The organism is Flavobacterium sp. F52, from assembly GCF_000278705.1.
Lineage (GTDB): Bacteria > Bacteroidota > Bacteroidia > Flavobacteriales > Flavobacteriaceae > Flavobacterium > Flavobacterium anhuiense.
The window spans coordinates 85,749-99,636 of sequence record NZ_AKZQ01000043.1; the positions used below are offsets into that span (position 1 = coordinate 85,749).

Sequence of the window (13,888 nt, forward strand, 5' to 3'; positions counted from 1 at the left end):
TATTATATGTTATTTTTTTATTTTTTTCCTTCTGTAATTCCTTTCCAATTATCGGTTCTAAATGATGATGCTGGCAATCCTGATGCATTGGTTAAGTTTCCGTCTGGATTGTCTGCCCAATTGTATCTTACAGCCACAGGGTTTGGAACTTCCTGAGCATAAACCACTACTTTTCCATCAACTATTTTTGCTTCTGCCCAATAAAACTTCTGGTCGGATCCCGCAATTGAAAATCCTTTCAGAATATTGTCTTTAGCTTTAATACCGGTATTAAAATCAAAATCTAGAATAATGCTGTTATGCTCAATTTTATATGATTTATAAAGAGGTCCCGAATAATCAATTTTGGTATTATAGACTTTCGCTAAAGCAATATTCGCCAAGCGCCCTCCTACATCTTGTTTATTTTTTGGATGAATGTCTTCTCCATCACCAATATCAGTTGTCACAGCCATTCCTGTATTGGGAACTTTCAAGGTCAGGAATTGTGCTTCTCTTAATTCTGCCCAATCTGAATCTCCTGGCTGTTTTTTCTTCTCTTTATAATTAGCCAATTGCACAAAGAAAAAAGGAAGATTTTTGTCTTTAAATTTATCTCGCCAGTCGTTTATCAAGAGTGGCATTAACTTTTGATATTGATGCGCTCTTTCGGCATTACTCTCACCTTGATACCAGATTACTCCTTTTATTTTATAATCTAACAAAGGCGCAATCATGGCATTGTATATGGCGCTTGGTCGGTTTTGCCCTTGGGCCAAATATGGTTTTGCAGGCAAATCTTTACTGTCGACACCAATAACATATTTCCAATCTCCGCTCAATGAAATAGTTTCTTTATCCGATTTTAAAGCGATATTTTCATCTCCGTAAATTCCTCCATTTCCTGCTCCGTCAAAAACTCTTATTGTTATTAGGTTTTCACCTTTCTTCAAATATTTCGCTGGAATGGTATAATGGCGTTCTACATTATAGCCTTTGGTTTCTCCAATATAATTTCCGTTAACCCAAATTATATCATCGTCATCAGCAAAATAACTCAGAGTGAAATCTTTAGTAGCATCTGAAATATTTACTTTTTTTCTAAACCAAACTATACCATCAAAATTCCCTAAACCGTTGCTGTCAAAAAAAGAAGGCACTTTCATTGTTTTCCAAGCTGAATCATCAAGTTTAGACGTTGCCCAAACTGCTTTTTCTTTCTCATATCCTTTGTCAGCATTAGCAAGATGTTTTTCCCAAACTGCTAAATCAGCATTGTATTTTTTTTCTAAAACTTCTCTGCTTGTTTCAGATTTCATGGCTTCAATTTCGGCATCAAAATCATGAATGGTACTTAGCGCTCCAGAACTTGTCCATGCTTCTATTAATGTTCCTCCCCAAGAAGAATGAATCAATCCAATGGGAATCTTTTTTTCTTTATAAATTTTTCTAGCAAAAAAATAAGCCGTCGCACTAAAATCGGCAATAGTTTTAGGGCTGCATACATTCCACCCATCGTGTTGCACTTTTAGTGTGTTTAGAGGTAAAGTGCTTTCGATATGTTCGGCTTGTAATAATCGTATTTGAGGATAATTGGCATTTGCAATTTCTTCCTTATAATTATCGATTTTTCCCCAGCCTTCCAAAGGCATTTCCATATTGCTTTGTCCAGAACATAGCCAAACATCGCCAATTAAAACATTTTGCAGCGTTTTTAAATCTCCGTCATTTATTGCAATAGTATAAGGGCCGCCATAAACTGGAGTTTTTAAAACTACCTCCCATTTACCGTTTACCACATTGACTTTATAAGTCTTTTTATCCCAAGAAGTTGTAACAGACACTGATTGTTTATCGCTTTCTCCCCAAAACGGAACTGTACTTTTTTGCTGCAAAACCATATTATCTGTAAAGAAAGATGGCAATGAAACCGTTGCATTTATTACGTTTGAGCAAAGAATAAATAAGGCAAACACTAAAGCCGTTTTCTTAAAAAAATGTTTTCTCATAATTCTATCAATTAACGTTTTACTATTTTAAATAAACCAGCATTTTTAGCACTAAGATTTAAGTCTATACTGTTGTTTTTTATCTCAACAGTTTCGGCTGTAAAAAGATTTTGCAATTTATAGTTACCGTTCTTAACACCAAGTCTTTCTAATGGCAGAGTAAAATTTTTAGCTGCTGAACCATAATTTAAAACTGCAACATACCAATCATTTCCTATTTTTTGTTCGAAAACTTCAGTTGTTAGTTTTCCCGTATTTCCTTCTACTGGACGGAAAGCTACTCCATTGGCAACAATTTTAAGCAATTCCTGATTTTGAAGCCAATCTTTTGCACGCTTGCTCCAGATTCCATCTTTACTGTAATCGTCTCCTGTAATTAATGTTCCCGTAATTACCGAAGATATTAATCTAGCTCTATTTTCACCTTCTGTAACATCTGCAAAAACAACATGGTCTGCATCTATATAATCATACAAATGCGTTTGCCACCAGCCATAATTGACACTATTTAAGGTGTATTGTGTCTGCTCGATTGTTTTCCAAGCGTCGCATGCAATACGGCGAACGTGTGCGTAACGACCTGTAGCCATATTAGGAGAAATTGCAGCATAAATTAGCATTTGTCCATCTAAAGCTTTTACTAAATGTTCCATTCCTACTTTATAAGCCTGCATTCCTGTGGTCACATTTTTATCATAGAATGAAGTCGATTCTGCAGCGGCGTGACCCAAAAAGTCAATTTTTATCATTTTAAAACCACATGCTTTTAGCTTATTAATAACGTAATCAACGCGTTTAAGCGTTCCAGGATGTGTAGGATCTATGGCACGAGCACCGTCGAAATCAAAATAAGTATTTCCGGTTTTAGTCCACAATTCTCCAAAAGTATAATCACTGCCTTCTGCTTTGCGGTTTGGGCCGTCTTTCCAACCCCAATCGGTAAAAGGTGCCCAATAGGCTCCAGGTTCTAAACCTTTGCTTTTGCAATAATCTGCAAATTCTTTTAATTTACTGAAATCTCCTGTAAATCCGCCTTTTACCATATTATCCCAAAAAGAATCGAGATCAATATAAGCTGTATTGCCTACTCTAAACTGCGGAATTGAGTTCGCAAAAAAATCGGCAACTTTAGTCGTGTTTTCAAAATTAATTTTCTCCATCAAAACACCCCAGCTATTCCAGCCAACTGGAGTTGGTTTATTCCAAGTAAAAACAAAAGGTTTCTCTACAATACGATTTGTTTTTGCATATTCTTCCATTCCCTCTCTCCAATCAGAATAATATCCGACGAAGAATTTAGGAGACAAAACTTTTTCACCTTTTATTATTCCGTGCTCAATACTATCTCTAGTTATTTCTTTTTCTGAAAATCCTGCCCAAGCCGAAAATTGTGCTTCTTTATTTGTATTGATTGTTTTAACAGCGCTTTTCCAAACGGTATGTTCAAGCGAACCTACAATAAAACCGTTTCTTGAATTGTTGTTGAATATAATTCCAACTTCTGCACTAGTATTTTGCGAAATAGTATCTAGTTTTTTAGAATTATAACTTATAAAAGCATCATTGTCATAAGGAACAAAAACGGTGTGCAGATTTTCAATTTTATCAAAAGCAAGTTTACCTAAATCTAATGGTGAGATATAATTGGTAGCAATCTGTTTTCCGTTACTTATTATTTCTATTTGAGTTATAAAGTAAGACTTGTTAGTATAAGTATAAAAACTCTGAATTAAAGTTGGGTTATTTTTCTCTTTATAAGTTAAAGTATATTTTAAACCATCTCCTAAATCATCTTTAATAGTTTGTTTTGCAAAAACAGCATCCGGATATGAATCTGTCGTTATGGTTTTTCCGTTAACTATAACAGAAGCTTTTGCTCCGCTAAATACAGTTTTTCCAGATTGGCTTACTGAAATCGTTTTTTGTTTCACATCATAAATAATGATTCCGTTTTTACCAAAAGTCATTGTAATATTTTTTTGCGCTAAAGCTGATATACAAAAAAATACTGCCAGAAAAATGGATAAAAACAGTTTTTTTAAAGGAAAAGGATAGTGGTTCATTAGATAAGTTTTTTGGTTTATTATACTATTCTATACTACAATAATACAAATTAAAATTAACCCTGCAAGAATATAAGTAAAAATAGTGCTCATTTTTTCCGATTCCAAAAACATAAACACCTATAAATCAATAAATAAAATCACTTAAAAAGGATTGCATTTTTTTCTTCAAAATAGTCAATCTGACAATAAACGGATAAAAATTTCAAAAAAATAAACAAAAAATATACAGCACAAGAAGTACTATATTTCAAATTTGCCGTTTAAAAATTCTAAAACATCAATACAAAAAATCCCGATTCTCAACATAATGAAAATCGGGATTTTTAAAAGTTACTTAAAGATTTTTAATTCTTAACAAATTTAAAATTTTGCTGAGGATGTCCAGATGCTTTCACTTTTACTACATAAACGCCTTTTGTAAGACCGTTTACCGGAATTTCTGAACTAATTGTTCCATTTGTTGTAACAGTGTTTTTCCAAACTTCTTTTCCTGCTATATTGTGTACCGAGATTACTGTTGGACCATTAATTTCCTGATCAAACTTAATTCTAAAACTGTCTGTCGCAGGGTTAGGAAAAACATAATTAGTAGAAGCATTCGACCAATTATAACTTGGAGTACTTAATGTCCCGCTAGAAATAGCATAAATCGCAGCATCAGCCTGAGGCAGTTGAACACTTAATGTGCTTTGAGCTGTACTCGTAGCTCCAGAATAGAGTTCTTTAACAGTATAATTGCCTGAACCAAGCCCTAAACGACTCAAACTGATATTATTTGTCGTAGCCGAATTGCTGTAATTAAAAACTGCCACATAAGTAACGTTATTATGCGTTGCCGAAAAAACACTCGCCGCATTATATCCCGTATTTCCATCTGCAGGAATAAAGTGCATTTCATTACGTGCAACATCCATTACATCATTATTTTGCAAAAGATTTTGTGCAGTAGTTTTCCATTGTCCAGCAACAGAAAAATCATCACCAGTAATTACCGTTCCTGTAACTACACTACTTAATAATCTTGCACGATTCTGTCCAATTGAAGCATTTCCGAAAACTACGTGATCTGCATCGATATAATCATAAATTTGATTTTGCCACCATCCATAAGTTGTACTATTCAAAGTATAATCAGTATCACTTATTGTCGCGTATGCATCACATGCAATACGTCTTACATGCACAAAAGGACCAGTAGCTAGATTAGGAGATATAGCTGCCTGAACCAGCATCGTTCCTCCAATTTGGTCAATTAAGAATTTCATTCCTTCTTGATACGCTTCCATTCCTGTATGCAACTGGTTATTAGCAAAGCTATCTGCTTCAATACTTGCATGAGTTAAAAAGTCAATTTTTATCATTTCGAATCCAGCAGTTTTAAAGCGATTTATAAAATATTGAATTCTTGCCTTAGTTCCTGGACTTGTCGGATCCATAGCGTAAGCGCCATCCAATTCAAACGGATTTCCATTGACTTTTGTCCAACATTGATTATAAGTATACGAACTTCCCTCAACCTGACGATTGTATTTTCCCCAATCTACAAACGGAGCCCAATAAATTCCAGCCTTATATCCTTTGCTTTTTGCATAAGTAACAAATTGTGCCAACTCCGAATCACTCATATTATCCCAATACGAATCTAAGTCGATGAATAAAGTATTATCCTCCGTTTTAAACGCAGGGCAATCATTATGAAAAAAATCTACCACTGCTTTTGCCTTCGTCAAGTTGATATTGGTCTGCATAGCTCCCCAGCTATTCCATCCAATTGGTTTTGGTGCTGTCCAATCAAAAATATATTTGGGTTGCATCGCTGCGTTGGCTTGCGCAAATTCTTCAAATCCAGTTCTCCAGTCGTTCGTAGCATTAATCATTATTTTTGGAGAAGGACAGCTCGTTTGCCCAACATTTACCCAACCATGTCCTCGCGCATCTCTGGTTATGTCTTGTTTAGTCCATCCTGCAATAACGGAAACATAAGCCGATGATGAACCACCACCGCTTACAGTGACACCTGTTTTCCATTTGGTATGTTCCAAAGAACCAATTACCAAACCTTTTCGATTGGTATTGTTATAAATATTGGTCACCTCTGATGCTGTAAAATCAGCCGAATTTAAAGTATAAGCATTGTATCGAATCCAAGCGTCATTATCATAAGGAACAAATACGGCTCTTGTATCTCCTGTTTCAAAATTTGGCGTTATCTGATTACTGGTTAAAGGGGACATTTTATAACAGTTTGATCCATTCCCTGTTAAAACTACTTGCACAGCTAAATAGTTTTTATTGGTATAAGTGTAAAAAATCTGTTGCATTCCAAGATTATAATTACCACTTAAAGTAAAAATATGTTTAGTGCCACTTCCTATATTGTCTGCAAACGGTTCTGAAGTATAAACAGCCGAAGCAAAATTACTGCTCAAGTATTGCTGGTCACTGTTTGCATAAGCTGAGGCATTACTGATTACGGTTGCGCCATTAAACTTTATACTATATGTTTTATTTGTAAGGTTATAAACAATGCTATTATTTGTTCCAAAAGAGATCGTTTGACTGGTTCCAGCCGCTAAAGGCGTCAAGACAAACTTATCCAGATTAGGAGCCCATGAATTGGTATTATCCCAAAGCAGAGTGGTTGTACCGCTGTTTAGATAGACGCTTATATTTTTGGAAGCTGCTGTGCTCCATCCTCCACTTGGCTCACATGGAATTGCAATAGCCGTGGCTGAACCAGCAGTTAACCGAATTGCACGCGGATCTCCTGTACAGTAAAACAATTGCAGATTGTACCAGCCTGTTGTAGCTACGTTGACGTTTAAAGAGACACTTCCTGTACCTCCTAAATTACCGACTATTTTTCCTGAACAGGAATCACAGTTTTGAATGTCAGCATTTCCGGTACGAGTGCCGTTTTCAAATTCGTAAGTCTGCCCCCAGCAGCATATCGTTAATAAAAAAAACATTAAAGCTAGAATGTTTTTAACTGGGACGGTTTCTTTTGTAATTTTTTGCATGGTTTTCTTAATTAGTTAGTAAAATTTACAACAGTACTATACTGTACTATACTACAATAATACAAAAAAAATATTACTATATCACTAAAAAAGAGTTGTTTAAATAGAATTGTAGAATTTATTTGGCGTTCATTTTTGAATTTCAATAAAAAAAGAGTTAAAATGCTTCTACGAACATCTTAACTCTTTATGCAAATTTTATTTTGGATTCTTTGCGCCCTCTATTTGCGATGCAGAAATTAACATTCCTTATTTTATCGTAGGCAAGCAATGTCGAGGTACAAATAAGGTACAAATTTTACAAAATAAAGTCTTACAAAAATATCATTTGTTATCTGTCCGATCATTTGGTAAAATAGCTAGTTTTTCAAGAGAACATTTAACATAGTAGTTAGTACAAATATATACGAAATAATCTTACAACTTTGAATAGTCATCATAATTTAACATGATAGTATTTTATTCTAGTATTGCTATTTGGATTTTTTTTAAAATTTGGCGAAACATAATTAACATATTGTTTCACAAACAATTACAATTAAAAGTTGTAAATTGCTTAAGATGCCCCCAGTAGATATGCACTAAACGTTTTATTAGAATAATAAACCAAATATCTATGGGAACATCACATCGTTATTTTAATCCCGAATTTAAAGAAAAGGCAGTACTGTTAAGTTACACCCGAAACAATAACAGCAAAACTGAAAGAGAACTCAATATACCTCAAGGCTTATTACATAAATGGCGCAGGGAGTACGAACTATTGGGAAACTATTGTTTCCTCGGTAAAGGTAAACCTAAAGTAAAAATGGAGAGTCTCGTTATTGCTAAGCAATCCAAAAAAAGACGAACATCAAAGAACCTTTTTTTTAGTCCTGAATTTAAGGAGGAAGTGGTCCAGCAAAGTTATCGGAGCACTAATATTTCAAAAATGGAAAGAGAACTTAATATTCCAAATGGGCGTCTTCACAGCTGGCGCAAAATCTATGAAAAATTTGGCTCGGGATGTTTCTGCGGATATGGCCGAAGTCGAATAGACCAGCCTCGCCAACAAATAATGGAACTGGAAAAAAAATGTCTTGATTCAGAACTTAATTGTGAAATCTTAAAGAACTGCGTTCCCTACTTTCGTAAAGGTTCACTTGCCGTATTTGAGTTCATAAAAGAAAATGAAAGAAAATATACCATTCATAGAATGTGCCGGGTGTTGCAAGTATGCGAAAGCAGTTATCGTATTTGGAAAGCCCAGCCAATTTCAAATACTAAGAAGCGTATAACTTTACTAAAAGAAAAGATAGCAGAGACATTTAAAAGCTCCCATGGATTTTATGGATGCACTAAAATCGCTAAAGAACTCACCAATAACGGCACAAAAATATCTTACACCCAGGTAGGGTTATACATGAAAGAGATGCGATTGCGTCCAAAAGCAAAAAGGAAATTCAAAATCACAACTGATTCCAAACACAATCACTATACATCACCAAATCTTCTAAACCAAAAGTTTAATAGTACATCTGAGTCAATGGTCTGGGTTTCAGACATTACTTATATACAAACCGATAAAAGGTTTTTATACCTTACGATCATTATGGATTTGTACGACCGGAAAATAATAGGATGGAGTCTTAGCACTACTATGTCTGCCCTAAAAACCACAATTGCTGCCTGGGACATGGCCGTTGCGAATCGCTCAGTTTCAGAAGGGTTAATATTTCACTCTGATCGTGGCGTACAGTACGCCTGCAGAGCTTTTACCAACAGACTGCAATCATACAAAGGCATCATCCGCAGTATGAGTCGCAGGGAAAACTCACTAGACAATGCCCCTGCCGAGAGTTTCTTCAATACACTTAAAAGAGAATTGATATATCAAAACAAATTATTGCCTAAGAAAGATCTTAAAATATTGATTATTGATTACATAGAAAATTGGTACAACAAAATAAGAATACATTCCGCCCTTAATTATCTGACTATCGAAGAATTCAATGCGATGCATAAACCATAAAATTTATTAATTTTCATACCGGACAAAACTTTTATCTAATATGAAAAAGAGTCAGAGAATTTATGACCGTGATTTCAAAGAAATGGCTGTATTATTGAGTCATGAGGGAAGTACTATTGAAAAAATTGAGCAAGAACTCAATATAACAAAAACACTCCTGAACCGATGGCGCCAGGATTTTTATAAATATGGCAAAGGAAGTTTTCCAGGTTGTGGAAACCTAAGACTAAGTCCCGAAGACAACAAAATTTATCTGCTCAAAAAAAGAATTGAGAAAGCAGAGCTTCATTCTTCAATTATATCAAATGCAGTTCCTTATCTTTCTATGGGACTAATCTCCATATACCATTTCATTGAGAGATTTGAAAAAAAGTGTTCTGCAAAACAAATTTGCAAAATTCTTAGCGTAGACCAGCGTTCCTACAGCAGATGGAAAAACCGCCATTATATCCACGAAAGAAAAAAAAGAAAAATAGAATTACAGCAGATCATAACGGCTCTTTTTAATGAAAATAAAAAAAGATACGGTTATATGAGAATAGCCGCTGAACTTCAAAAAAGAGGCTACAAGATCTCAAGCTCAACCACGGCGAGGTACATGAGGGAATTAGGCCTTTGCGTTTCAATTAAAAAGCCTTAAATCTACAGATCCTTATTATAATATTATATCAGCATTAAGGATACTACGACTAATTATTAGTCCAAACCCATAATTTCCAACTCTACGCTAAAACTTTTTAAGCAAAAAACAGATTTATAATTAGTTTTAGCAAGTCACCATATACTGAAAATACAGAAGCTGTTTGACGAGAAACCGAAGGGCTCTCATTTTAAAAACCTTTTATCAAGCTGCTGACGGCTCATAGGGAAGGATCCAAAAGGAGTGACTAGGAATGCCTGTAACTATCTTATCTTTTAAAGGAATAAGCATATTACTTTATAGCGCTTCCTGCTATAATAGAATATTTTTTTTTAAATTTCCTCTTAATAATATTAAAAAAAGAGTATTATGGCAGAAAAACGAAGAGTATTTAGCCCTGATTTCAAAAGAAATGCCATTAAGCTAAGCTATCAGAAGAACAGCACTAAAGAATCTGCCGAAGAATTGGGAATAGAAATGCATTTTATCCAGAGATGGCGTAGGGAGCATAGACAATTCGGCGATGGAAGCTTTTGCGGAAAAGGCCAAAAAAGGGTGCATCCTGAACAAAAGACCATATATGAACTTGAACAAAAATTAAAAAAAGCCGAACTGAGATACGAAATATTGCAAAATGCCACTCCGCATCTCTACAACGGGAATGAGGAAATCTACCAGTTCATAAAAAACAGCCATAAAAAATATGACCTGATGCAGATGTGCCAGGTGCTGGATGTGGGTAAAAAAAGATACAATATATGGAAAAAGAACGGCCTCTCTGAGAAGAAGCGCCATATCATTGCTTTAAAAAAAAATATCACTAAAATATTCCTTAACTCAAACAAACGCTGCGGGAGCAGACAAATCACATCCGAATTAAATCAGCTTGGATGCAATCTGAAACAATCCAAGGTAGATTTCTACATGCGACAGCTGAAGCTGAAAAGGATTCCTAAAAGAAAATTTGTGGCAACCACCGATTCCTTCCATAACCATTACATCGCCACAAATGTCTTAAACAGAAATTTTACTGTGGGCGCTCCCTCAAAAGTATGGGTTTCAGACATAACGTATATAAAAACAAAAAAACGCTTTATGTATCTTACTGTAATAATGGATCTATTTGACAGAAAAATAATAGGCTGGAATCTAAGCGTCAGCATGTCTGCGGAAAATACCATTCTACCCTCATGGAAGATGGCAGCAAAGAACCGCAAGGTTTTAGAAGGGATGATATTCCACTCTGACAGAGGAGTGCAGTATGCCTGCAAAGTTTTCAGTGACATTCTTGATTCATTCGGCTGCATCCGAAGTATGAGCCGAAAATGGGATTCCAATGATAATGCGGTATGCGAGAGTTTTTTCAGCACCTTAAAAAACGAATTGGTTCATCAGAAAATCAAACTGATCAGCCAAAGACACATGAGGAAAGAAATATATGATTTTATAGAAACATGGTATAATAGAAAAAGGATCCATTCCTATCTCAAGTATAAGACCATTGAACAGTTCGAAGCAGAAAACCAAACCATTTATAATTCGCACTTAGAAATGTAATGAGACGAAAATACGACCCTGATTTTAAAGAAAAGCTAGTCCTCATGAGTTACGGAAACAAAAGCATCATAAAGCTGGAGAAAGAATTTGGCCTACATAGAGGCCTGCTGACCGATTGGCGCCAGAAGCATGAGAAATGGGGAAACGACAATTTCAAGGCAGAATACTTTTCGAGGCTTCGTCTCGAGAATGGGAAAATTCAAGAGCTAGAAAAAAAAATAAAGCATATAGAGGAAAAATTCCAGATTCTAAAAGCCGCTGGCCGATACTTAAATGAGGAAGCGGCCGGACTTTTGAACTTTATCCAAAAAAACGAAAAAAAGTACAGCATTAGGCTAATGTGCAACGTATTAGATGTTAACAGATCTTTCTACCACAAATGGAAAAGAAATATTCCTACAAAGACGCAGAAACTAAAAGCAATTAGACAACAGAAGATAAAGGAGGCATTTTTTAACTCGCAACAGCGTTACGGCGCCCTTAGAATTGCTGCGATGCTTCAAAATGACGGCTTTCAGATTTCGATTTCAACGGTAAAGAGATATATGAAAGAAATGGGATTGCAATGCAATATAAAAAAAAGGGCTGCTGCCAAGTGAAGTAATATTATATAATTTCGTTTAATAATCAAGTTTTCAAAAGAACATTCAAGTTAATAGCTGGAGCATAAATATAAAAAAAAGTGCTAATTTTAGAAAAACCATTCATAGCACGATCATTTTCAATATTTAACATTATATTCCCATCATGTCAAAAATAATTAGGAACCTTAACTCTGACTTTAAAGAGAATAGCGTTCTGCTAAGCTACGAAAGAAAAAATGTCAAGGAAAAGGCTATTGAACTTGGCGTGACCCCAAAACTTCTTTCCAAGTGGAAGTCTTATTCTCATAGTTTGATAAATCAGCAGGTATTATTCAAGGAATTTAGCCTCCCTAAAATTAGCAGCGAAAATCCTCCTGCCCCGGAATCCCGAAGAAATCAAATGATATTTTGACAATACGACTCCTCATTTACAGGTGGACTGGAAGCCTTGGGCAAAGATTCCCAGCTTTTTTTAAAAAGCTGCTATACGTGGATAAGGACTTTCAACGGCCCGCTTGAAATGTGCTCCGCATGGCGGCATCTCAGGAATTTCTACCTGCTGGCAAGGAAAACCCAGCCCAGTCAGACATCGGATCTGCAGGGAGAATAGAGTTGAAATATTATTGCTATATTTGCTTTAAAAGCCTACCGGCTGCGCCTGGCCTGCAAACAAGGATACACCGGTGTTATTCGGATTGTATAGGCAGGCCAAAGAGTCAAAACCTAGAAGCCGATTACCTCAGATGTCCGATATATTTAAAAACCATATAGCCAAGTTCGCCCAGGTCCCGGAGGACGACTTTGAGCAGATCATAAAATTCTTTGAAATCAAGCAAGCGGCCAAAAAAGAAAACCTGCTGGAAGAGGGACAGATCTGCCGGCACCATTATTTTGTTTTGGAGGGCCTTCTCAGAAAATTTTACATCAACGAGAAAGGCACCCAGCAGACCACTGAATTTGCCATAGAAACCTGGTGGCTTACCGATAACTATGCCTACGAGAACCTATTGCCGACAGAATTTTACATTCAGGCAGTGGAAAAATCCACCCTGCTTTATATCACTCCCGAGAAGCAGCAGAAGCTGCTGGAGGAGTTTCCTGCAATGGAGCGCTATTTCCGCTTTGTCTACCAGCGGGCTTATGCAGCGGCCCAGAAACGCATCAAATTCCTTTTCTCGTTCTCTAAGGAAGAATTCTATTTTCAGGCAGTCCGCAACCACCCTGAATTCATTCAGCGCGTACCCCAGTACCTGATCGCATCCTATCTGGGATTCACCCCCGAATATCTGAGCGAGATCCGCAAGAGGTCTCTTTCTTAAACCAGTTTAAGTTTTTTCATTTTCTTATTGTCCAATTTTGCATAGAACAATTTTAAAAGAATAATACAATGCAAAAACGACTAAACATCAAGCAGGCTGCCCCGGATGCGCTGAAAGCGATGATCGGCCTGGAAAGCTATCTTTCAAGGATTTCCATCTCCAAGACAGCCAAAGAACTGATAAAGATCCGCGCCTCGCAGATCAACGGCTGCGCATACTGCATCAATATCCACACTCAGGACGCGGTAAAAAACGGCGAAACAAACCAGCGCATTTTTCTCCTGAGCGCCTGGAGGGAAGCTGGGAATATTTTTACAGAAGAAGAAAAAGCAGTGCTGGCGATAACGGAAGAAATAACCTTGATCCATCAACAGGGATTATCAGATCAAACCTATTCAAACGCCGTGCATTTTTTCAGCGAAACCCAGATTGCAGATATCATAACTGCCGTAATTACGATAAATCTTTGGAACAGGGTTGTACTCAGCACCCGACTGCCTATAGGACAAAGTCTCGCATAAAATTGCAAGGAAGCGTGGGTTTAAGAGACTTCACACAAAACTTTAGAATTAATCAGATCTGATAATAATGAGCCCGTTTGTTTCGGGCTCATGTCTTTACAGGAATAGCAAAGCCAATTAGCCACATCACAGTTAAAAAATAAGAACTCAGTCCCAGCAGTAACTAACTAACTAACTAACTA

General features: G+C 36.2%; 10 protein-coding genes. 7 read left to right on the top strand and 3 right to left on the bottom strand.

The window, feature by feature from the left end; all coding sequences use genetic code 11:
* Window positions 1–17 precede the first annotated feature (17 nt).
* The 3 genes from FF52_RS22840 to FF52_RS22850 all read right to left on the bottom strand — a co-directional run bounded on the left by FF52_RS22840 (window position 18) and on the right by FF52_RS22850 (window position 7,074).
* Window positions 18–1,988 carry a sialate O-acetylesterase gene (locus FF52_RS22840; protein WP_008469306.1) on the bottom strand — a complete coding sequence of 657 codons (1,971 nt, stop codon included), beginning with the start codon at window positions 1,986–1,988 and terminating at the stop codon, window positions 18–20.
* An 11-nt stretch (window positions 1,989–1,999) separates the two neighbouring features.
* The gene (locus FF52_RS22845; RefSeq protein ID WP_157498680.1) at window positions 2,000–3,955 is read right to left on the bottom strand and encodes an alpha-galactosidase; all 1,956 of its coding nucleotides are present in this window, start codon (window positions 3,953–3,955) and stop codon (window positions 2,000–2,002) included.
* A gap of 443 nt (window positions 3,956–4,398) precedes the next feature.
* On the bottom strand, window positions 4,399–7,074 hold the full coding sequence (locus FF52_RS22850; RefSeq protein ID WP_008469308.1) for a T9SS type A sorting domain-containing protein: 2,676 nt from the start codon (window positions 7,072–7,074) through the stop codon (window positions 4,399–4,401).
* Window positions 7,075–7,690: 616 nt separating this feature from the next.
* Here FF52_RS22850 and FF52_RS23495 point away from each other — a divergent pair.
* The 7 genes from FF52_RS23495 to FF52_RS22885 all read left to right on the top strand — a co-directional run bounded on the left by FF52_RS23495 (window position 7,691) and on the right by FF52_RS22885 (window position 13,706).
* The gene (locus FF52_RS23495; protein WP_008469310.1) at window positions 7,691–9,085 is read left to right on the top strand and encodes an IS3 family transposase; all 1,395 of its coding nucleotides are present in this window, start codon (window positions 7,691–7,693) and stop codon (window positions 9,083–9,085) included.
* Window positions 9,086–9,125: 40 nt separating this feature from the next.
* Window positions 9,126–9,725, top strand: a complete 600-nt coding sequence (locus FF52_RS23300; protein WP_008469311.1) for an IS3 family transposase — start codon at window positions 9,126–9,128, stop codon at window positions 9,723–9,725.
* A 369-nt stretch (window positions 9,726–10,094) separates the two neighbouring features.
* Window positions 10,095–11,282 carry an IS3 family transposase gene (locus tag FF52_RS22865; protein ID WP_008469313.1) on the top strand — a complete coding sequence of 396 codons (1,188 nt, stop codon included), beginning with the start codon at window positions 10,095–10,097 and terminating at the stop codon, window positions 11,280–11,282.
* Window positions 11,282–11,881 (top strand): IS3 family transposase, encoded by a 600-nt coding sequence (locus FF52_RS22870; RefSeq protein WP_008469314.1) that lies wholly within the window; start codon window positions 11,282–11,284, stop codon window positions 11,879–11,881. The genes FF52_RS22865 and FF52_RS22870 overlap by 1 nt, the downstream gene beginning before the upstream one ends.
* 433 nt (window positions 11,882–12,314) lie before the next feature.
* The gene (locus FF52_RS24040; protein ID WP_416371846.1) at window positions 12,315–12,476 is read left to right on the top strand and encodes a DUF6965 family protein; all 162 of its coding nucleotides are present in this window, start codon (window positions 12,315–12,317) and stop codon (window positions 12,474–12,476) included.
* 133 nt (window positions 12,477–12,609) lie between these two features.
* Complete coding sequence (locus tag FF52_RS22880; RefSeq protein WP_008469316.1) at window positions 12,610–13,185, top strand: Crp/Fnr family transcriptional regulator; 576 nt, start codon at window positions 12,610–12,612, stop codon at window positions 13,183–13,185.
* A 68-nt stretch (window positions 13,186–13,253) separates the two neighbouring features.
* The gene (locus tag FF52_RS22885) at window positions 13,254–13,706 is read left to right on the top strand and encodes a carboxymuconolactone decarboxylase family protein (protein ID WP_008469317.1); all 453 of its coding nucleotides are present in this window, start codon (window positions 13,254–13,256) and stop codon (window positions 13,704–13,706) included.
* The last annotated feature ends 182 nt before the right edge of the window (window positions 13,707–13,888 follow it).